18 protein-coding genes are annotated in these 19245 nt (G+C 68.1%); 9 read left to right on the forward strand and 9 right to left on the reverse strand.

The window, feature by feature from the left end; translation table 11 throughout:
• Nucleotides 1-42: 42 nt before the first annotated feature.
• Entirely contained in the window at nucleotides 43-261 is a 219-nt protein-coding gene (locus BM388_RS04930) for a hypothetical protein (RefSeq protein WP_089847815.1), read from the reverse strand.
• 82 nt (nucleotides 262-343) lie between these two features.
• Here BM388_RS04930 and BM388_RS04935 point away from each other — a divergent pair, with 82 nt between their 5' ends.
• The 3 genes from BM388_RS04935 (at nucleotide 344) to BM388_RS04945 (ending at nucleotide 2418) form a co-directional block, all read left to right on the forward strand.
• Nucleotides 344-892: a DUF924 family protein gene (locus BM388_RS04935; RefSeq protein ID WP_089847817.1), complete on the forward strand. Its 549-nt coding sequence runs from the start codon at nucleotides 344-346 to the stop codon at nucleotides 890-892.
• Between the two features lie 120 nt (nucleotides 893-1012).
• Entirely contained in the window at nucleotides 1013-1255 is a 243-nt protein-coding gene (locus BM388_RS04940; RefSeq protein WP_089847820.1) for a GlsB/YeaQ/YmgE family stress response membrane protein, read from the forward strand.
• 95 nt (nucleotides 1256-1350) lie between these two features.
• Nucleotides 1351-2418 carry an ion channel gene (locus tag BM388_RS04945; protein WP_175535033.1) on the forward strand — a complete coding sequence of 356 codons (1068 nt, stop codon included), beginning with the start codon at nucleotides 1351-1353 and terminating at the stop codon, nucleotides 2416-2418.
• A 99-nt stretch (nucleotides 2419-2517) separates the two neighbouring features.
• Here the strand turns inward: BM388_RS04945 and BM388_RS04950 are convergent, their stop codons facing one another.
• Both BM388_RS04950 and gabT read right to left on the reverse strand, forming a co-directional pair.
• Complete coding sequence (locus BM388_RS04950) at nucleotides 2518-3132, reverse strand: hypothetical protein (RefSeq protein ID WP_089847824.1); 615 nt, start codon at nucleotides 3130-3132, stop codon at nucleotides 2518-2520.
• Between the two features lie 195 nt (nucleotides 3133-3327).
• Complete coding sequence (gabT, locus tag BM388_RS04955) at nucleotides 3328-4626, reverse strand: 4-aminobutyrate--2-oxoglutarate transaminase (RefSeq protein ID WP_089847826.1); 1299 nt, start codon at nucleotides 4624-4626, stop codon at nucleotides 3328-3330.
• Between the two features lie 388 nt (nucleotides 4627-5014).
• On the opposite strand from gabT, the gene BM388_RS04960 reads away from it, so the two are divergent.
• The 3 genes from BM388_RS04960 to BM388_RS04970 all read left to right on the forward strand — a co-directional run bounded on the left by BM388_RS04960 (nucleotide 5015) and on the right by BM388_RS04970 (nucleotide 9572).
• Nucleotides 5015-7480 carry a DUF1266 domain-containing protein gene (locus tag BM388_RS04960; protein WP_089847828.1) on the forward strand — a complete coding sequence of 822 codons (2466 nt, stop codon included), beginning with the start codon at nucleotides 5015-5017 and terminating at the stop codon, nucleotides 7478-7480.
• Nucleotides 7481-7721: 241 nt separating this feature from the next.
• On the forward strand, nucleotides 7722-8303 hold the full coding sequence (locus BM388_RS04965) for a C40 family peptidase (RefSeq protein WP_089847830.1): 582 nt from the start codon (nucleotides 7722-7724) through the stop codon (nucleotides 8301-8303).
• Between the two features lie 9 nt (nucleotides 8304-8312).
• On the forward strand, nucleotides 8313-9572 hold the full coding sequence (locus tag BM388_RS04970; RefSeq protein WP_089847832.1) for an MFS transporter: 1260 nt from the start codon (nucleotides 8313-8315) through the stop codon (nucleotides 9570-9572).
• On the opposite strand, the gene msrA is transcribed toward BM388_RS04970, so the two are convergent.
• Nucleotides 9494-10126, reverse strand: coding sequence for a peptide-methionine (S)-S-oxide reductase MsrA (msrA, locus tag BM388_RS04975; RefSeq protein WP_089847834.1), 633 nt, complete (start codon nucleotides 10124-10126; stop codon nucleotides 9494-9496). The two genes, BM388_RS04970 and msrA, sit on opposite strands and share 79 nt — an antisense overlap.
• A 202-nt stretch (nucleotides 10127-10328) precedes the next feature.
• On the opposite strand from msrA, the gene BM388_RS04980 reads away from it, so the two are divergent.
• Together BM388_RS04980 and BM388_RS04985 are read left to right on the forward strand one after the other, a co-directional pair.
• Nucleotides 10329-12578: an FAD-dependent oxidoreductase gene (locus BM388_RS04980; RefSeq protein WP_089847836.1), complete on the forward strand. Its 2250-nt coding sequence runs from the start codon at nucleotides 10329-10331 to the stop codon at nucleotides 12576-12578.
• Nucleotides 12578-13240: a CDP-alcohol phosphatidyltransferase family protein gene (locus BM388_RS04985; RefSeq protein WP_089847838.1), complete on the forward strand. Its 663-nt coding sequence runs from the start codon at nucleotides 12578-12580 to the stop codon at nucleotides 13238-13240. Before BM388_RS04980 ends, BM388_RS04985 begins: the two co-directional genes overlap by 1 nt.
• A gap of 161 nt (nucleotides 13241-13401) precedes the next feature.
• Here the strand turns inward: BM388_RS04985 and BM388_RS04990 are convergent, their stop codons facing one another.
• Entirely contained in the window at nucleotides 13402-13884 is a 483-nt protein-coding gene (locus BM388_RS04990) for an FKBP-type peptidyl-prolyl cis-trans isomerase (RefSeq protein WP_089847839.1), read from the reverse strand.
• A 240-nt stretch (nucleotides 13885-14124) separates the two neighbouring features.
• Between BM388_RS04990 and BM388_RS04995 the strand changes: the two genes are divergently transcribed.
• A complete protein-coding gene (locus BM388_RS04995) occupies nucleotides 14125-14403 on the forward strand; it encodes a hypothetical protein (protein ID WP_089847841.1) in 279 nt (92 codons plus the stop codon).
• Between the two features lie 186 nt (nucleotides 14404-14589).
• Here BM388_RS04995 and BM388_RS05000 read toward each other — a convergent pair whose 3' ends face one another.
• The 4 genes from BM388_RS05000 to BM388_RS05015 all read right to left on the reverse strand — a co-directional run bounded on the left by BM388_RS05000 (nucleotide 14590) and on the right by BM388_RS05015 (nucleotide 19108).
• A complete protein-coding gene (locus BM388_RS05000) occupies nucleotides 14590-15057 on the reverse strand; it encodes an outer membrane lipoprotein (protein ID WP_089847843.1) in 468 nt (155 codons plus the stop codon).
• Between the two features lie 366 nt (nucleotides 15058-15423).
• Nucleotides 15424-17022: an isocitrate lyase gene (locus BM388_RS05005; protein WP_089847845.1), complete on the reverse strand. Its 1599-nt coding sequence runs from the start codon at nucleotides 17020-17022 to the stop codon at nucleotides 15424-15426.
• A 397-nt stretch (nucleotides 17023-17419) separates the two neighbouring features.
• The gene (locus BM388_RS05010) at nucleotides 17420-17854 is read right to left on the reverse strand and encodes a GNAT family N-acetyltransferase (protein WP_089847847.1); all 435 of its coding nucleotides are present in this window, start codon (nucleotides 17852-17854) and stop codon (nucleotides 17420-17422) included.
• Nucleotides 17855-17917: 63 nt separating this feature from the next.
• Nucleotides 17918-19108, reverse strand: a complete 1191-nt coding sequence (locus BM388_RS05015) for a cupin domain-containing protein (RefSeq protein WP_089847849.1) — start codon at nucleotides 19106-19108, stop codon at nucleotides 17918-17920.
• Nucleotides 19109-19245: the final 137 nt, after the last annotated feature.

Raw genomic sequence — 19245 nt, forward strand, 5'->3', positions numbered from 1 at the left:
AAAGGGCGTAAAGCAGGGCGGAGGCATCGGCTGGCGGTGCACCTAGCTCGGCGGCATGGCCCCCGCCGGGATCGGCTGGACCACTCCGAACAGCTGCAGCAGCATGGGCGTGGCGGCGATGGCGAAGCCCAGAATCGCCAGGGTTCGGCCGAGCACTCGCCGCTCGGGACGCCGCGCCAGGGTCAGCCCCCCGATGCAGATCAGCAGGCCGAGGATATTGAAGACGTAACCGAGCATCTGCAGCAGTTCGAAGGTGGTCATGAGGCTCCCTTGTGGTGGGTGAGGAGGGGGACGGCTACCCTCTGATGGTATCAGCTTCATCCCGGTGCATGAGGAGGATCATATGGAGGAGCATCGTCCCGAGACGGTGATCGACTTCTGGTTCGGGGAGCTCAAGCCCGCCCAGTGGTTTCGCAAGGACGCGCGCCTGGACGCCGAGATCGCGCGGCGCTTCGAGGCGCTGCTGACGGCGGCCGGCCGCGGCGAGCTGTGGCAGTGGCGAGCCTCGGCCCGCGGGTGCCTGGCCGAGGTGATCGTGCTCGACCAGTTCCCGCGCCATATCCATCGCGGCTCGCCCCTGGCCTTCGCCTGGGACCCGCTGGCCCTGGTGCTGGCCCAGGAGGCCGTCGCCCACCAGGCGGACCGCCTGCTCGATGTGGCCTGGCGCGCTTTTCTGTTCATGCCCTACATGCACAGCGAGTCGCTGGTCATCCACGACGAGGCGCTGCGCCTGTTTGCCCAGCCGGGGCTCGAGGAGAACCTGCGCCACGAGCAGCGCCACCGCGACGTGCTGGTCCGCTTCGGCCGCTACCCCCACCGCAATGCCGCCCTCGGACGCGACTCGACCCCTGTGGAGCGCGCCTTCCTCGACCGTCCCGGGTCGACCTTCTAGCGCGTTTCGCCCGCGAGAGATCGCCGCCTGAGCGCGTCGGGCTTTTCTCTCGTTCGCCGCCGAGGCACCATCGAGTCTTCGTGACCGATCGGGTCACCCCGCAAAAAAGGAGCGTGTTCCATGGGTATTATCGCCTGGCTGATCATCGGTGGCCTGGCCGGCTGGATCGCCGGCCATATCATGCGCGGCGGCGGCTTCGGCCTGCTCGGCAATATCGGCGTCGGCGTGGTCGGCGCTGTGGTCGGCGGCGGCCTGTTCAATCTGCTGGGGCTGCATGCCGGTGGCTTCGTCGGCTCGCTGGTCACCGCCATCGTCGGCGCCGTGGCGCTGCTGTGGGTCATCGCCAAGGTCAAGAAGGCCTGACGCGTCCTCCGCCGGGCCGGGTCTGTTCGAGGGACACGGCTGGCGGGGTTATCTCCATGGCCCCGCCCTTGGCGGGGCCATCTCTAGGGACCCGCATGTACGTACTGAAACGACTCGGCGCCGTGCTGATCCGCGGCGTCGCCGATATGGGGTGGGGGGTGCTTGGCCTGCTGCTGCTTGGCTATCTGCTGCTCGCCTGGATCGGACTATCACTGGTCGGTGAAACGGCACTGGTTGCCTCGCCGACCGCCTTCCTCTATTACATGATCGTCACCACCTCCACCGTCGGTTACGGGGACGCCTCTCCGGTCACGCGAGGCGGTCAGCTGATGGTCGTGTTCTTCATCATTCCGGTGGGGATCGGGCTCTTCGCCACCCTGCTGGGCAAGGCCTCCGCCCTGGTGATCGCACAGTTCACCCGGCGCCTCAACGGGGAGCAATCGATCGTGCAGAAGGATCATATCGTCATCGTCGGCTACAACGCCTACACCGCGTCGCTGGTCGACCAGGTCCGCGAGGAGTCGCGGCCCGGGCAGGTGGTGGCGCTCTGCGTCGGCGCCGGCGCTCCGTCCCGCAATCCCTTCCTCGAGCAGGGCGTGGAGTACTTCCGCGCCGCCTCCCTGTCGGACGAATCGCTCTACGAGCGGGCCGCGGTCAAGAATGCCTCCCTGGTGGTGGTCGACGTCGAGGACGACAGCGAGACGAATCTCGTCTGCATGCACCTCTCCGCGCTGGTCGACGCGCGCTGCCGGATCACCGCCTACGTGAAGAACCAGATGGTGGGGCGGCTGCTCGAGACCCACTGCCCCACGGTGAACGTGATTCCCTCGCTGCACCAGAAGATGCTGGTCAAGGCCGCCGTCGATCCCGGCAGCGAGGAGGTCATGCGCCTGCTCGTCGATGCCGACCAGGCGCAAACGCAGTTCTCGACTCGCCTGGCGGGCCTCTCGGAGCAGGTGTCGGTCGAGCGGGTGACGACTCGCCTGCGAGCCCGCTGCCGAGCCTCGCTGATTGCGATCCGTCGGGGCGAGCAGCCATACCCGGTGCTCAACCCCGACGACGATGTCCTGCTGGCGGCGGGGGACGAGGTCTTCTATATCGCCGGGCGCCGGATCTCCCCCGAGGAAATGGCCGAGCATCTGGTGGCAGAGGTGGTGGACTGAGGGATGAGTGGGCGCGTGACCCGCGCAGATGACTGGCGCACGCGGATCGAACGGATGGAGAGGAGACGCGTGTCGAGGCGCGGCGTCGCGATAAGCGCCTCAGCCGGCCGGCTTGGGCAGGATGCGCCGGTAGCGATCCAGGCAGCGATCCAGCCAGTCGCCGTTCAGCGCGACGTCGCTGGCCGCGGCGGGTAGCCGTATCTCGAGCAGGAAGAGGCCGTGGCGCTCACTGTCGCGCGTGGTCAGGTGGCGGCCGAGTTGCCTGGCGAGATCCGGCGCCAGGGACTCGAGGCGCCGCCAGGTGAGCCGCAGGGCCTCTCGTTCGATCAGGTACTGGAAGCGTGCCGCGTCCTTCAGTATGGCCATGCCGCCCTGCGCCAGCCCCTGGGAGAGGCTCTCCAGGGTGCGATAGCCCGGGGCGCCGGCGGCCCGACAGGCGTGGGTACCTTCCACGAAGCAGTCCTCCCGCTCGGCGGGGTCCTCCGGCCAGCGGCCGCCGCGACGCCGTTCGGGGGTGGCTACGAACGGCAATACCACCGAGACGGCCGGCGTGCCGTCGTTGAGTCGGGCCTCGCGGGCGCCGATCATGCCGTGGGCCAGCTGTCCCTTTAGCCAGCGATAGTCGCAGGCCTGCTGGATACGAGCCCGGGCATCCTGGGCCGTGTGATGGGCCCCCTGCAGAGAGCGCAGCAGGGAGAGGGTGCGAAAGATCATGGCGCCATACCGATAGACAAGCGAGAAGACGAAGGCGCGAGCCGCGCTGTGGCGACCATAGCAGGGAATCGGTCCGATGGCCTCCCGGACCGGGCCCCGATGCAGGCCTGACGCAAGCCCTGACGCAAACCGCCCGGCTGGAGACAGCCGGGCGGTGGGTCGTGCGCCGGGGGGATATCCCGTCAGGGGCCCGCGTCAGGCGGTGGCGGCGCTCTTGCTGCCGACCAGCTCCTTGAGAGACTCCTCGACGATGGCCAGGCCCTCCTCGAGAACCTCGTCCTCGATGGTGACCGGCATCAAGAAGCGGATGGTGTTGCCGTAGAGGCCGCAGGAGAGCAGGACCAGCCCCTTCTCGCGCGCCTTCTTGCACAGCGCGGCGGCCAGGTCGGCATCCGGGGTGTGGTTGGCCCGATCAGAGACCAGGTCCATGGCCGCCATGGCGCCCAGGTTGCGGCCGAAGTCGACGCAGTCGAAGTCCTGCTGCCACTGGGCGAAGCGCTTGGCCAGCTTGTCACCGAGCGCCTGGCTCTTGCCGAGGATGTCCTCTTCCTCGAACACCTCGAGGACCGCCAGGGTCGCCGCACAGGAGACCGGGCTGCCGGTGTAGGTGCCGCCCAGGGAGTTGGGGCCGGAGGCGTCCATGACCTTGTCGGTGCCGACCACGGCAGAGATCGGCATGCCGTCGGCCATGCTCTTGGCCATGGTGATGATGTCCGGCTCGACGCCGCTGTGCTCGATGGCGAACAGCTTGCCGGTACGACCGAAGCCGGACTGCACCTCGTCGATGATCATCAGGATGCCGTGCTCATCGCAGATCTCACGGATCGCCTCGAGGAAGCTGGTCGGCGCCGGGTAGAACCCCCCCTCGCCGAGCACCGGCTCCAGTACGATGGCGGCGGTGTCCTTGGGGTTGGCATCGGTCTTCAGCGCCATCTTCAGGCCGCGCAGGGCCTCGTCCTCGCTGACGCCGTGGTAGGGCACCGGGTAGGGGGCACGGAAGACGTTGCCCGGCATGGTGCCGAAGTCGGTGGCGTAGGGGGCGACCTTGCCGTTCATGGCCATGGTCATGAAGGTACGGCCGTGGTAGCCGCCGTCGAAGCAGATGACGTTGTTCTTGCCGGTGGCCGCGCGGGCGACCTTGACGGCGTTCTCCAGGGCCTCGGCGCCGGAGTTGGCGAGCATCACCTTGGCATGACCGCGTACCGGGGTGACCTGGCTGAGCTTCTCGGCAACCCTCACGTAGCCCTCGTAGGGCATCACGGTCTGGCAGGTGTGCATGACACGGTCGAGCTGGTCCTTGACCGCCTGCACCACCTTGGGATGGCGATGGCCGATGTTGAGCACGCCGATGCCGCCGGCGAAGTCGATGATGCGGTTGCCGTCGGCGTCCCAGATCAGGGCGTTCTCGGCGCGGTCGGCGAACTGGGTGGCCGGGCTCGCGGCTCCGCTGGCCACGTAGCGCTGCTTGAGGTCGTTGAGCTGTGCGTTGTTCATGGGTCCTGACTCCTGTTAGACGCTGCGGGCGATGACGGGTCGCCGACGCAGACCTATTTTAGTCCAGTGTGCTCATACGGGCCGTGGCGCGACCCTTCGCGTCCCGGGCCCGATTCCTTTACGCCGCAGAGGGGCAAGCTCGGTCAAGAGCATGCCCTCGCTACCGGTCACCATGCCATATTCGAGCCCCTCCATCACATGCCAGATGCGACGCCAGTCGCGGACGATGGAAGGGCGCGCTGCCGCCAGGCCTGCGCCCCGGGCGTTTTTCTCGTGCAACGCCTTTACGGCCATCGGCGCTGGCACGGCTTTCCGGTACACTATGTCGCCGACTTGCTGCGCTTTGCAGCACCGCACGTTCCTGTTCCGCATGATGGCGAGGTGAGCCTTGGTCGATCCCCTTAATGCCTGGTGGGCCCAGCAGCTGGTGCTGTGTGACTGGGCCTTCGCTCCCGATCCCCTGACGGTGGATGCCGAGACGGCGGTTGCGCGACTCTCGGCGCTGGGGGTTGTCGACCGTGGCGAGCTGGGCTGGTGCCTGCTGGAGAGTCTCGGCACGGGCGGTCAGGTCGCTCCGGCCCGCCTTTTGGCAGGCCTCGAGCTCATCGCCCTGGCCGGTAGTGCCGGCTGGCTGTCCGAGGCACGCGCCCGAGGCTGGGCCCAGCAGCTGGCCGAAGAGATCGCCACGCACCACTCGAGCCTCGACGCCTGGCTGTCGGCGCTGCTGCGTGCCCGCAGTGCCGATGGCTGGGTGCGCGGCGACGACGGCTTCTATGAGGCCTGTGAGGCGCTGGCGGTGCTCGAACACGACGGCGCCGGCGTGACCTGGGAGATGCTGCAGGAGTGGCTCGCCCATCATCCCCGTCAGGCGCCACTCTGGCCGGCGGCTCCCGAGCACCAGGTCTGGCGGCTGCGCGCCGCCTTCTCGCCGGTGCTCGAGTTGCCGGCCGGCGCGCACGACTGGCAGCGTCTCGAGGCCTGGCTTGTCGAGGCCTGGCAGATCCATGATCGCGATGAGCTGCTGCGCAGCCTGCTGTGGCTGGCTGCTCAGGGCGATCGTCAGGGCTGGGATCTGGACGCCGCGCGTCTGCTCGAGGCCGATGGCGCGGCGCGCCGGCAGTGGCAGGATGCACTGGACGGGGTCGAGCGCGACTACGGTCGGGTGCTGCTCGGCTTCCTCGATCGCGGCGAGCCGCTGGAGTGGGCCGCCTGGGACTGGCTGCGCCTGGTCGACCTGGCCTGGGCCGGCGCCTGTCTGGGATGGCTCGATGAGCAGGAGGCTCAGGACTTCGCCCACCACGGCGCGGACCTGCTGCTGCGTCGCTACAGCGACTGGACGGCTCTGGTGCGGGGCTATCAGCGCGGCCGCAGCCTCTTCGAGGGGCGCAACATGCTGCCCGCGCTCGAGGCCGACTGGTCGCTGCTGCTGCACTCGCCGGTCAGCCCCTGGAAGACGTCACTGCAGGGGCTGGTCCCCGACGAGCTCATCGAGGCGTCGCGGGACGCCCTGCGCGCTTGGCGGCGCGATCCGCGCCACTGGGTGCTGGCGCTGGCGGCGGTGCGCGAGCCCGAGTTCACCGCTCGGCAGGGCACGACGCCGCCCGTGCTGCCGGCGACGCGGCGTGAAGAGGCGCGACACTACCTCGCCGAGACCCTCGATCTTCACGCCGACGAGGGCGTCGACGCACTCTCTCGCTACTGGCTGCCGGCCCAGGCCCATCACCTCAACCAGCTGGCCGCGGACGCCGCTCACGGGGCGCTGCCGGCGGCCGAGACGCCCTTCGGCCATGCGATCCCCAAGGAGCTGGCCGGTCGCGACGGCCTGAAGCAGGCCAGCCGCCACGCCGCGACGATCCACATGGCCGAGAAGTTCGCCTTCCACCTGCAGATGGCCATGGACAGCGGCGATTTCGATGCCACCCGCCTGGCCGCGCTGGCGCGATCCCTGCAGGGCTCGCTGTGCCGTTTCTATCCCGATGCCCGGCGCCTGCTGCAGGCCTGGGCCCAGTGGGAGAGCCTGCTTCCCGAGCCCGAACAGCCCCCGATGCTCGCCGAGATCCGCTGGCATCTGGAGGATCCCGGCAGCCTCTTCCACTGGCTCGACTGGCGGGTCGGAGAGTGGTGCGAGCCGGGCCCGCGGCCGACACTTTGGCACTTTACGGCCATGGCCCTCGTCGGTCCGCTCAACAGCCCGGCCTGGAGCCTGCCTCAGCCGGAAAGCCAGCGCGAGTGCGCGGCCATCCGCGAATGGGTCGACGGCCACTATGCCCTGCACGGTGCGGCCGAGCTCACCGAGTTCCTCGACTACCTGATCGAGGCGGGCGATCGCCAGGAGTACCAGATCAACTACGCCCCCTACACCCTCAACCGGGGACGGTTGGCCTCGGAGATCGCGATCCTGGAGAGCGACGAGTGCAGCGAGGAGGAGGGCGCCCATCTGCTGCGCCTGAAGCGGGTCAGGGACGACGAGGATGGCTGCAACGACATCGATCTGGCGGCCTGGGACATCGCCCAGGCGGTAGACCTGGCCATCGCCGGCCGTCAGCTCGGCTGGCTCGAGGAGCCGGCTTTCCTGCGCCTGCTCGAGCGGGCGCACGGCCTGGTCAGCGAGCACTATGCGGGCTGGGAAGAGTACGCCCGGGGCCTGCACGCCGGCTTCTCCTTCTTCATGGGCGAGACGCCCGAGCGCGAGAGCTTCCTGGCCGGTTTCCGCCAGGCGCTGGTGGCCTGGCTCTCCGGGGCGCCCCCCCTGGCCGGCGCCTGGGCCAGCCTCGACTTCCCCGGGGCGCGACCGCGACACTGGGCGCCGCTGCATATCGATACGCTGCCGGGCGATCATCGTACCCTCCACTGAGGGCTCGCCCCGCGACGCGGCTTTGGTTTATAGTCGGCTCGGCGCAGCGTCGCTGTCGGGCCATCGACCCGCGGCGTGCCGCCGAGAGGCCACTGTGGCAGTGCCCCCGGAACGTCAGGGAACACTGCCACAGCGACCATCCGCAGGAGCCGAGGGACGCGTCGCATCGATGGAGCGGATGCGGCCCCGAGAACGAGGACGTCGCAGGATGCTGGATGCGCGCGCGTGTCGTGTTGGAGTCATGGGAGTCGCCCTGCTGCTGGCGGGCTGTGCCTCATCCGGGGGTAATGAAGCCCCGGCGGTGGGTGACTACTTCGCCCGAGACCTGCCGGGCTTGCCCGGCGACCCTCGCATGTCGCCGGTGGATAACCCCATCCTCGAGGCCCGTGGCCTGCGCCATCCGCCCCCGCGGCTGATTCGTCGCGCCCTGCTGGCACAGCACGAGCGCTGGGTCGGCACCCCCTACCGGCTGGGCGGGGAGAGTCCCCGGGGCATCGACTGCTCCGCGCTGGTCCAGAATATCTTCAGCGATACCTTCCGCTTCGACCTGCCGCGCACCACCGGCGGGCAGCTGCGTGAGGGGCGTGAGGTTGAGCGTGATGCCCTGCGCCCCGGCGACCTGGTGTTCTTCCGCCCTCCCGGTGCCTATCGCCACGTCGGCATCTACGTCGGTGAGGGCCGCTTCCTGCACGCCTCCACCTCCCGGGGCGTGATGATCTCCGACCTCGACAACCGCTACTGGCAGCGCTACTACTGGCAGGCGCGCCGCACCCTGGAGCCGGTCCTGCTGGCCCGGCGTCTCGACGCCCTGGGTGAGGGCTGAGCGGGCGGCATGATCGCGGCGCGCACGCCCGCCTGGTGGCGCACCACCCTGGCGCTCTGCCTGGGCTCCTTCCTGGTCTTCATCAACCTCTACGCCCCTCAGCCGCTGCTGCCGGCGCTGCGCGAGGCCTTTGGGGTCTCGACGCTGGCCATCAGCCTGGTGATGTCCGTCGCCACGCTGTCGCTTGCCGCCTCGCTGCTGGTCTTTGGCCCGCTGTCGGACGCCATCGGCCGGGGCGCCATCATGCGCCTGACCCTGTTGGCATCCGGGCTGCTCTCGCTGGCCCTTTCGCTGGCGCCGACCTTCGAGGCCCTGCTGGTGCTGCGTGCGCTGCAGGGATTCGTGCTCGGCGGGTTGCCGGCGGTGGCCATCGCCTGGATGGGCGATGAGTTCGAACGCCCGGCGCTGCTCTCGGCGGTGGGGCTCTATATCGGCGCCAACTCGCTGGGCGGCATCGGCGGGCGGGTGGTCGGTGGCGCGGTGGCCGAGATCGGCGGCGCGTCGGCGAGTTTCCTGGCGGTGGGAGCCATGACGCTGGTCGGGCTGGCGCTGTTCTGGAAGCTGTTGCCGCCGGCGCGGGCCTTCACACCGCGACGCTTCGCGCTGGGTGGGGCCCTGGCCGATCTCGGCGCGCACCTGGTGACCCCGAAGTTGCTGGGGGCCTACCTGCTCGGCGGGCTCAACTTCATGATCTTCATCAACCAGTACAGCTATCTGACCTTCCGCCTGGCGGAGGCGCCCTTCGGGCTGGGCGCGCGGCTGTTGGGCCTGATCTTCCTGACCTACCTGGGCGGGACGCTCGGCTCGTCGCTCTCGGGGCGCCTGGCCGCGCGCTGGTCGCAGCCGGCGTGCATGATGTTGGGGATCCTAATTCTTGCGGGCGGCACGGCGATGACCCTGGCCGGTTCGCTTGGCTGGATCATCATCGGACTCTCGCTCAACGCCTTCGGCTTCTTCCTGGCCCACTCCATGGCCTCGAGTTGGGTGGGGCGTCACGCCCGTTGTGCCCGGGGCAGCGCCTCGGCGCTCTACCTGGTGTTCTACTATGGCGGGGCCAGCCTCGGCGGACTATGGCTCGAGCCGTTCTGGCGGGCCGCCGGCTGGCTCGGGGTGGCGCTGGCGTCGTGGCTGGTGCTGGGGGCCACCCTGGCGCTCGCCGCCTGGCTCTGGTGCGGCGAGCGCCGCGAGGCTCAGGGTGCCGCGCTTGCACTGGCTTCCTCGCCCCAGACCTCCTCTAGCCGGTCGACGCGGCCGCAGGCCGACTTGTAGAAGTTGTAGCGCACCCGATTCTCGGCGTAGTAGTTCTGATGGTAGTCCTCGGCCGGGTAGAAGGCGTCGAAGTCGCTGATCTCGGTGGCGATCTCCTGGTCGAAGCGCTCGGCGACTTCCTCGCGGCTGGCCTCGGCCAGGGCATGCTGCTCGTCGTCCATGGGGAAGATGGCGCTGCGATAGGAGGCGCCCTTGTCGCAGAACTGACGATCCACGGCGAAGGGATCGATGTTGCGCCAGAACACGTGCAGCAGCGTCTCGTAGTCGACCCGGTCGGGATCGTAGTCGACCTTGACCGCCTCGGCGTGACCCGTGCCGCCGGCCACGACCTGCTGGTAGGTCGGGTCTTTCGTGTTGCCACCGGTATAGCCCGAAGTGGTGGCGGTCACGCCATCGACCTTGTCGTAGGCCTCTTCCATGCACCAGAAACAGCCGCCGGCGAAGACCGCGCTGTCCGACTCCGCGCTGGCCTGAGAGGGGCTCCCCAGCAGAATGGCTGCCGGCAGGGCCAGCAGCGATAAGTGTCGCAGGGTCGGGGAGGAGGACAGATTCATGGATGGCTCCGTTGGTGAGAGGTGTTAGATTAGAGGCTATCGATTGCCTAGAGTTCCGTACAAGCCCTGTTCAACAATATACGCAGTGTAAGGGACCTCGCCCCAAGGCGACAGAGGAGCGTTCTCATGCCGGGCCGCCGCTGATGCCATGCGGTCCCTGCGCTTTTCGATACCTTCTCATCTTCACGACCAGGAGCCTCTCTTGACTCGACGACGCCTGATACTCGCGGCCTTGATCGCACTGCTGGTGGCGGCCTATTTCCTCACCGGCGCCCACGAGGTCCTGACCCTCGAGAACCTGCAGGCCGAGCAGCAGCGCTTCCAGGCCTGGCTGGCCGCCGACCCCCTGACCGTCGCCGGCGGCTTCTTCCTGATCTATGTCGTTATCACGGCGGTCTCGCTGCCCGGTGCAACGCTGCTGACGCTGCTCGGCGGGGCGCTGTTCGGCCTCGGCTGGGGGCTTCTGCTCATCTCCTTCGCCAGCAGCCTGGGGGCGACGCTCGCCGCGCTGATCGCCCGCACCCTGGCGCGCGAGCCGCTGGAGCGGCGTTTCGCCTCCCAGCTTGCGCGCATCAACGCCGGCATCGAGCGCGAGGGGGCCTTCTATCTCTTCACCCTGCGGCTGATCCCGCTCTTTCCCTTCTTCGTGATCAACCTGGTGATGGGCCTGACCCGCATGCGGCTCACGACCTTCTACTGGGTCAGCCAGCTGGGCATGCTGCCCGGCACCGCGGTCTACGTGAACGCCGGCCGTGAGCTTGGCAACCTGGAGTCGCTGGGCGGCATCCTCTCGCCGGGCCTGATCGGCTCCTTCGTGCTGATCGGCCTCTTCCCCTGGCTGGCGCGTGGCCTGGTGGCCATCGGCAAGCGCCGGCAGCTGGCCCGTCGCTTCGAGCGTCCGGCGCGGTTCGATCAGGACATCGTGGTGATCGGCGGCGGCTCGGCGGGGCTAGTGGCGAGCTACATCGCCTCGGCGGTCAAGGCGCGAGTCGCGCTGGTCGAGCGCGACCGGCTGGGCGGCGATTGCCTCAATACCGGCTGCGTGCCCTCCAAGGCCCTCATTCGCACCGCACGCATCGTCAGCGAGATCCGTGAGGCGCCCCGCTTCGGCGTCACCGCTGGTGAGCCCGAGGTGGATTTCACCGCGGTGATGGGCCATGTGCACCGGGCCATTCGCGAGGTGGAGCCCCATGACAGCCGCGAACGCTATGAGGGGCTAGGCGTGGAGGTGATCGCAGGCGATGCCGTTCTCGAGGATCCCTGGCGGGTGCGGATCCGCGAAGGCGACGCGGAACGGGTGATCACCACTCGCCACGTGATCATCGCCAGCGGGGCGCGCCCGCGGGTGCCGCCGCTGCCGGGCCTGGAGGCCATCGAGGTGCTCACCTCGGATAACCTCTGGCAGCTCGAGACTCTGCCCGAGCGGCTGGTGGTGCTGGGCGCCGGTCCGATCGGCTGCGAGCTGGGCCAGAGCTTCGCCCGGCTGGGCAGCCAGGTGTCGCTGGTGGAGATGGGCGAGCAGCTGCTGCCCCGGGAAGATCGCGACGTGGCCGGCGAGCTCGAGGCGCGGCTGGACGAGGAGGGCGTGTCGGTGCGCCTCGCCACCCGGGCGCGGCGCGTGTTGTCCGACGATCACGGCGGCCACGTGCTGGAGGTCGAACACAGCGACGAGCACGGCGAGGCGCACCTCGAGCGCTTGCCCTTCAGCCACCTGCTGGTGGCGGTGGGGCGTCAGGCCAACGTCGCGGGGATGGGCCTCGAGGCGCTGGGTGTCGAGACCCGCAGTGATGGCACCCTCGCCGTGGACGAGACCCTGCAGAGCGTGCTGCCCAACGTCTGGGCCTGTGGCGACGTGGCCGGTCCCTATCAGCTCACCCATGCCAGCGCCCATCAGGCCTGGCACGCCACGGTGAATGCGCTGTTCGGCGAGCTAAAGCGCTTTCGCGTGAGCTATCGGGCCCTGCCGGCGGTCACCTTCACCGACCCCGAGGTGGCCCGCGTCGGCCTCAACGAACGCGAGGCCCAGAAGCAGGGCGTGGAGGTCGAGGTGACCCGCTACGCCCTGAGCGAACTGGATCGTGCCATCGCCGAGGGCAGCACCGAGGGCTTCGTCAAGGTGTTGACCGTGCCCGGGCGTGACCGCCTGCTCGGTGCGACCATCGTGGGCCCGGGTGCTGGCGAGATGCTGGCCGAGTTCACCCTGGCGATGACCCAGGGCATCGGGCTCAATAAGCTGCTCGGGACCATCCACCCCTATCCGACCCACAGCGAGGCGGTCAAGGCGACGGCGGGGGTGTGGAAGAACGCCCACAAGCCCGAGCGCGTGCTGGGCTGGCTGTCGCGCTACTTCGCCTGGCGGCGCGGTAAGGGGGATGAGACAGCCGCTGGGAAAGCCGCCGAGACAGCGGTCGAGCAATCGACCGAGCAAACGACCGAGAAGGGGGGGCAGTAATGCTCGATCGTTGGACCATGCCCCTCACCCAGGCGCCGCTGACGCGCCTGGCGCGGTGCCTAGCAAGATGGCGGGTGCGTCCCGACCAGGTGACGGTGGCGGCCTTCCTGATCGGCATGCTGGCGCTGCCGTTGCTAGCCCTGGAGGCGTACCTGCCGGCGCTGGCCGCGATCCTGCTCAATCGGCTAGGCGACGGGCTTGACGGTGCCCTGGCCCGGCTCTCGGGCCAGGACAGCGACGCCGGTGGCTTCCTCGACATCGGCCTGGACTTCGTCTTTTACGGGGCGGTGGTGCTCGGCTTCGCCCTGGCCGATCCGGCCGCCAATGCCCTGGCGGCGGCCTTCCTGCTGTTCGCCTTCATCGGCACGGGCACTTCCTTTCTGGCCTTCGCCATCATGGCCACGCGTCACGGCCTGGAACGTCCGCGCTTCCAGCAGAAGGCGTTCTACTACCTGCACGGGCTGACCGAGGGTACCGAGACCGTGCTGGCCTTCGTGGTGTTCTGCCTGTTTCCCGACCACTTCGTGCTGCTCGCCACGCTGTTCGCCGCGGCCTGCCTGCTGACCACCGCCACCCGGCTAGGGGGCGGCTATCGCACCCTGCGGGCCTTCGAGACGAAGGATGAGGTGGTGGCGCGGGCCCGGCAGGAGTCCGTTCGCTGAGGTGGGGCCTGGAGGCGGTCGACCCGCATCCGGGCGACCCGCATCCGGGCGACCCGCATCCGGGCGACCCGAAACGACGAAGGGGCAGCCAGTGGCTGCCCCTTCGCGTCGTGTCATGCCGTATCCGCCGTCGCTCGGCGGGCATGCTCACGGCAAGACGATCAGTGCTCGTGACCGCCTTCACCGTGCACGTGGCCGTGCTCGACCTCTTCCTCGCTGGCCTCGCGGACTTCGGCGATTTCCACGTCGAAGTTCAGGGACTGGCCGGCAAGCGGGTGGTTGCCGTCGACGGTGACGGTGTCGCCATCGATCTGGGTCACGGTGACCATCAGCGGGCCGCCCTGAGTCTGAGCCTGGAACTGCATGCCGGGCTCGACGCTCTCGACGCCCTGGAAGGCATCGCGCGGCACTTCCTGCACCAGCTGGGGCTGAATCTCGCCATAGCCTTCTTCCGGGGCAACCTGTGCCTGGAGCTTGTCGCCAGCCGCGCGACCTTCCAGTTGCTTCTCGAGGCCCGGGATGATGTTGCCAGCGCCGTGGAGGTAGGTCAGCGGCTCGCGGCCTTCCGAGCTGTCCAGCACTTCACCTGCGTCGTTGGTCAGGGTGTAGTGGAACGCGACAACGGAATTCTGCGCAATCTGCATTGAAGAACCTTTCGGTGAGTGCATTTGGCCAGCCATGGTAACGCGCCGGTCAAGCGGCTGTCAGGGGCATTGAGGAAATTCAGGATGCGCCGGGCGAGCCTGAGCGGCATTCACCCTGGCGCGCCGGCCGGTTCGCCAGTGAGGGACCTTCGGACTGTTGCGTGGTCTATCGGGCAGGGATACCCTGGCAGATCAAGATTTCTGCCCCCTTTTTCGTCCGCCTTTTTCCTGGAGAATGCCATGACCCCGATCCTGATCTGGCTGATTGCCTTCGCCGTCGTCCTGACGCTCTTGCTCAAACGCTGGGATGCCTCGATCAACCGCGGGCTCGATGGGCTGCTGCCCGCCGTGCTGCGCAGCGAGGATGACCGCTGGGTCTGGTGTCCGGCGCTGGCGGTGTTGGTCGCCACCGCCGTGGTACAGCCGGTCGATCTGCTGCTCACGCTGATCGTCATCGGCGTGCTGGCGCTGGTCGGCACCAAGCTGGCCGGCTGGGCCATGAACAAGGTGCAGCACTGAGACCAGACGGAGTCTGCTGCGAGGGCGAAGCGCCCCCGCCGATGCGCTCGTCAGACCTCCAGCACTGACGCATTGAAAAAGGCCCGCGGATTACTCCGCGGGCCTTTTTTTGCCGGCCAGGTTTATGTCGGCCAAGTTATGCCGGTCAGATTCAGGCCGGCCCGGTCGCCGGCATCATCACCGCCCTCAGTAGGGCGCGACGCTGGCGTTGGATCCGCTGCCGATGATGCGCACGCGCTGGCCCACCTGGAAGTTCTGCTCGGCCTTCTGGACGATGACCACGCTCTGGCCGTTGTCCTGGCGGATCTCGATCTCCCAGGCCGGGATCAGGTTGCTGGACTCCTCGATCCGCGAGCCGGCCAGGCTGCCCGCGATCACCCCGGCCGCCGTAGCGAGGGTGCGGCCCGAGCCGCCGCCGACCTGGTTGCCCAGCAGGCCACCGATCACCGCGCCGCCGCCGGTGCCGATCAGCCCGCCGGCACGGCTGTCGGCCTGGATCTGCACCTGGCGCAGGGCGGTGATGGTGCCGAAGGTGACGGACTGGGCCGCCTTGGCCTGGTTGCCGCTGTAGACGTTGCCGGAGTAGGGCGAGGTGTTGGCGCAGCCGGCCAGCGTCAGGACGCTAAGGGCGAGAACGGGAAGAAGGCGCTTCATGAGGAGATCTCCTTGATGTCCTTGAGGAACACTCGGTCATGCAGGGACGGCCAAAGGTTAATGGACAGTGTTCGCTAATGAGCCTAACCATCGCGAGGGGGCTTGGCCAGCGTTCTGACCATGATGATGGACAGTCTAGCGCCGGGGCGAGGCGAGGAGTATGAAAACAATCAGCAGAAAACTGTCAGCAGAAAGCTGTTCGCAGAAAACTGTCAGCAGAAAGCTGTTCGCAGAAAACTGTCAGCAGAAAACAGTAAGCATGAAAAAGGGAGGCCATGAAGGCCTCCCCGGGTTCTGCGATGAGGGGCAGCGATCGCCCAGGCGGATTATCTCAGGCGAACTGCCCCGGGCGATCGGGCCGCGTCCTCAGCCGAACTGGTTCATGGTGTTGTCCTTGCCGCCGGCCTTCAGTGCCGCCTCGCCGTGGAAGAACTCCTTGTGGTCGTCGCCGATGTTGGAGCCGGCCATGTCCTGGTGCCTGACGGTGGCGATGCCCTCGCGGATCTCCTTGCGCTGCACGCCTGCCACGTAGGCCAGCATGCCCTCGTCGCCGAAGTAGCCCTTGGCCAGGTTGTCGGTGGACAGGGCCGCGGTGTGGTAGGTCGGCAGGGTGATCAAGTGGTGGAAGATCCCCGCCTCGCGGGCGCTGTCGCGCTGGAAGTTGCGGGTCCACTCGTCGGCAAGCCTGCCAAGCTCGGTCTCGTCGTACTTGGCGTTCATCAGGTCGGCGCGCTCGTAGGCGGCGACGTCCTTGCCTTCCTGCTCCCAGGCGTCGAAGACCTGCTGGCGGAAGTTCAGGGTCCAGTTGAAGGACGGTGAGTTGTTGTAGACCAGCTTGGCGTCCGGGCAGACCTCGCGGATGCGGTTGACCATGCCGGCGATCTGGCCGACGTGGGGCTTCTCGGTCTCGATCCACAAGAGGTCGGCACCGTTCTGCAGGCTGGTGATGCAGTCGAGCACCACGCGGTCCTCGCCGGTGCCCGGCTTGAACTGGTAGAGGCCGGAGGCCAGGCGCTTGACCTTGACCAGCTTGCCGTCCTGCTTGATCACCACGTCGCCGTTGTCGATGTCGGAGGCGCTAGCGATCTCGTCGCCGTCCAGGTAGCTGTTGTACTGGTCGCCCAGGTCGCCCGGCTCGTCGGTCACGGCGATCTTCTGGGTCAGGCCGGCGCCCAGGGAATCGGTGCGGGCGACGATTACGCCGTCCTCGACGCCGAGCTCCAGGAAGGCGTAGCGCACGGCGTTGATCTTGGCGATGAAGTCTTCGTGGGGCACGGTGACCTTGCCGTCCTGGTGGCCGCACTGCTTCTCGTCGGAGACCTGGTTTTCGAGCTGGATGCAGCAGGCACCCGCCTCGATCATCTTCTTGGCCAGCAGGTAAGTGGCCTCGGCGTTGCCGAAACCGGCATCGATGTCGGCGATGATCGGCACGATGTGGGTCTCGTGGCCGTCGATCTTGGCGATCAGCTCATCGGCCTTCTTCTCGTCGCCGGCCTTCTTCGCCTCTTCCAGGTCGCGGAACAGGTGGTTCAGCTCCCAGGTGTCGGCCTGGCGCAGGAAGGTGTAGAGCTCCTCGATCAGCGACGGCACGCTGGTCTTCTCGTGCATGGACTGATCGGGCAGCGGGCCGAACTCGGAGCGCAGCGCGGCGACCATCCAGCCGGAGAGGTAGAGGTAGGAGCGCTTGGTGGTGTTGAAGTGCTTCTTGATGGAGATCAGCTTCTGCTGGCCGATGAAGCCGTGCCAGCAGCCCAGCGACTGGGTGTACTGGGAGCTGTCGGCGTCGTAGGCGGCCATGTCCTCGCGCATGATCTTCGCGGTGTAGCGGGCGATGTCCAGGCCGGTCTGAAAGCGGTTCTGTACCCGCATGCGGGCGGCGTGCTCAGGATTGACGTTGTCCCACTTGCCTTGCTGGGCTTCGCGCAGTTGAGCCAGTGCCTTGAGTTCGTCTTTGAATGTCGTCATGGGGCCATCCTTCAGGTCAGGAGTGGAATCTCGCGATCGCAGCCATCCGTCGCTACGCCTCGCCAAAGTCGCCAGCTGCATCACTCGGCCAAGCCTATGAATTCGGAAAGCCTTATGCTGCACCTGCGAAGTGTGTTCAGGTTCCATCACTGCCGAGAGGTTGTCTCTACGGCCTTGGTCGAACCCTGGCGAAGAGTGGAGGGGCGGTGTTCAGCGCCGGTAAGGCCGGGTGAGCGACGACCCTTCTTCCCTCGCCATGGATTCCACTATGGCCCTGCATGGCGGGCGCGAACAATTGACCCTTGGCCGCAGAGGGCGTTGTAACTCGACTACAGGAAGGCGGCGGGCGCCGCCTTTTGTGTAGTCGAATGCCGAGGATGGCGTGGCGGGACTCGGCTCAATCCTGAAGCGGAAGTTGCATGTTGCGGTGCGCAATGCCGGCGTCCATGAACTCGCCGCCGACGGCTTCGAAGCCCAGCCGCTCGTAGAAGGCCAGGGCATGAGTCTGGGCGGCGAGCTCCACCCGCGGGTGGCCGTCGCGACGGGCGGCCTCGATGGCGGCCTGCATCAGGGCCACCCCGATGCCGCAGCCGCGCGCCTCATTGAGCACCGCCACCCGGCCGATGTGGGCGTCCCGCAGCAGCCGCGCGGTGCCCACGGGGATGCCGTCCTGCAGGGCCAGGAAGTGGCGACAGGCGCTGTCGCGCCCGTCCCACTCCTCCTCGACGGGAACGCACTGCTCCTCGATGAAGACGACGCGACGGATCGCGGTGGCTTCGGGGCCAAGGGCCTCCCAGCTTCCTTCACGAATTTCCACGCTTTTCTTATGCACGATGGGCCCCTCCCGGCCGGATCATGGTTCCCTTGCTCCTTGCTCCTTGCTCCTTGCTCCTGGTCACTCCTCGAACTCGTCGGGCCAGGCGAGGCTGCCGGCGTCGCGCAGGGCGCCGAGCAGCGCGGGCGCCTCGTCGTAGGCCAGCAGGGCCGCGTCCAGAGGGGTGTCGGAGGCCAGCAGGCGGGCCAGCGGCAGGGCGCACACGACGCCGTCGCCATCGGCGAATAGCGTCGCCCGGGACTCGTCGAGAGCCCGCCAGGCGAAGCGCGACCCGGGGCTTCTCACCAGCTGCTCGCCCTCCTGTAGTGCGGCGACAAGCGCCTCGGGCTCGGTCGGCGTCTCGGTGGGGACCAGCTGGTCGGCGTACTTGGGCTGAGTCATCACTCGGCCGAACCACTGGGCCAGCTGGGCCGGATCATCGAGGGTATCGAGGATCAGCCGGCGCATGCGGGCCACGGCGGCATCGTCGAGCTCGGCGGGATCCGCCGGTGGCGCCATGCCGGCGTCGCCGTAGCGCTTCGAGGACGGCAGCTGCTCGCCGAGATAGTCGGCGTAGGAGGTGATGGCCTCGTCCGCCGAGGGCGCGCGGAAGCCCACCGAGAGTGTCAGGCAGTCGTCGGACTGGCTGACGCCGTGATGGGCCCAGGCGGGGGGCAGGTAGAGCATGTCGCCCGGTTCCAGGACCCAGTCCTGGTCGGCCTCGACCTCGAAGCGCTCGAGGATGCGCAGGTCGATGCCGTCGAGGATCGGCGCCTCGTCGGGAACCTGGCCGCCGAGCTGCCAGCGCCGGGTGCCCTGGCCCTGCAGCAGGAAGACGTCGTACTGGTCGACGTGGGGGCCGACGCTGCCGCCGGGCGGCGCGTAGCTGACCATGACGTCATCGAGGCGCCAGCGCGGCAGGAAGGTGAAGTGCTCGAGCAGCGCGGCGACCTCGGGCACGTAGTGATCCACGGCCTGTACCAGCAGGGTCCAGTCGCGCTCGGGGAGCTGGGCGAAGGTGGCCTCATCGAAGGGGCCGTGGCTGACCTGCCAGGGGCGCTCATTCCCCTCTGCATCGCGGCCGCGCTCCTCGACCAGGCGGGCCTCGATGCCCTCCTCGCAGGCCAGGCCGGCGAGCTCATCGGGGGCGAGGGGACACTCGAAGTCGGGGAAGGCGCCGCGGATCAGCAGAGGCTTGCGCTGCCAGTGGTCGCGCAGGAAGTCGGTGGCAGAGAGGCCGCCGAGCAGGGTGAGGGGTTCGTCTGGTGACATGGTCTCGCGCTCGCGAAGGGGTGAAACGGCGACAGGCGCCGTCGGGCGCCTGTCGGGATACTAGCATGTGTGCCGAGGGCCAGCCGTGACAGCGAGCGTCGGCAGCGAGTCATGCGCTCCGTGGGCAGGGCGCCGCG

Source organism: Halomonas saccharevitans, assembly GCF_900116405.1.
Classification (GTDB): domain Bacteria; phylum Pseudomonadota; class Gammaproteobacteria; order Pseudomonadales; family Halomonadaceae; genus Halomonas; species Halomonas saccharevitans.

What these genes read in the sequence shown, in the direction of transcription:
- BM388_RS04930 (WP_089847815.1), bottom strand. Translation starts at nt 261, where the DNA reads ATGACCACCTTCGAACTGCTGCAGATGCTCGGTTACGTCTTCAATATC.
- BM388_RS04935 (WP_089847817.1), top strand. Translation starts at nt 344, where the DNA reads ATGGAGGAGCATCGTCCCGAGACGGTGATCGACTTCTGGTTCGGGGAG.
- BM388_RS04940 (WP_089847820.1), top strand. Translation starts at nt 1,013, where the DNA reads ATGGGTATTATCGCCTGGCTGATCATCGGTGGCCTGGCCGGCTGGATC.
- BM388_RS04945 (WP_175535033.1), top strand. Translation starts at nt 1,351, where the DNA reads ATGTACGTACTGAAACGACTCGGCGCCGTGCTGATCCGCGGCGTCGCC.
- BM388_RS04950 (WP_089847824.1), bottom strand. Translation starts at nt 3,132, where the DNA reads ATGATCTTTCGCACCCTCTCCCTGCTGCGCTCTCTGCAGGGGGCCCAT.
- gabT (WP_089847826.1), bottom strand. Translation starts at nt 4,626, where the DNA reads ATGAACAACGCACAGCTCAACGACCTCAAGCAGCGCTACGTGGCCAGC.
- BM388_RS04965 (WP_089847830.1), top strand. Translation starts at nt 7,722, where the DNA reads ATGGGAGTCGCCCTGCTGCTGGCGGGCTGTGCCTCATCCGGGGGTAAT.
- BM388_RS04970 (WP_089847832.1), top strand. Translation starts at nt 8,313, where the DNA reads ATGATCGCGGCGCGCACGCCCGCCTGGTGGCGCACCACCCTGGCGCTC.
- msrA (WP_089847834.1), bottom strand. Translation starts at nt 10,126, where the DNA reads ATGAATCTGTCCTCCTCCCCGACCCTGCGACACTTATCGCTGCTGGCC.
- BM388_RS04985 (WP_089847838.1), top strand. Translation starts at nt 12,578, where the DNA reads ATGCTCGATCGTTGGACCATGCCCCTCACCCAGGCGCCGCTGACGCGC.
- BM388_RS04990 (WP_089847839.1), bottom strand. Translation starts at nt 13,884, where the DNA reads ATGCAGATTGCGCAGAATTCCGTTGTCGCGTTCCACTACACCCTGACC.
- BM388_RS04995 (WP_089847841.1), top strand. Translation starts at nt 14,125, where the DNA reads ATGACCCCGATCCTGATCTGGCTGATTGCCTTCGCCGTCGTCCTGACG.
- BM388_RS05000 (WP_089847843.1), bottom strand. Translation starts at nt 15,057, where the DNA reads ATGAAGCGCCTTCTTCCCGTTCTCGCCCTTAGCGTCCTGACGCTGGCC.
- BM388_RS05005 (WP_089847845.1), bottom strand. Translation starts at nt 17,022, where the DNA reads ATGACGACATTCAAAGACGAACTCAAGGCACTGGCTCAACTGCGCGAA.
- BM388_RS05015 (WP_089847849.1), bottom strand. Translation starts at nt 19,108, where the DNA reads ATGTCACCAGACGAACCCCTCACCCTGCTCGGCGGCCTCTCTGCCACC.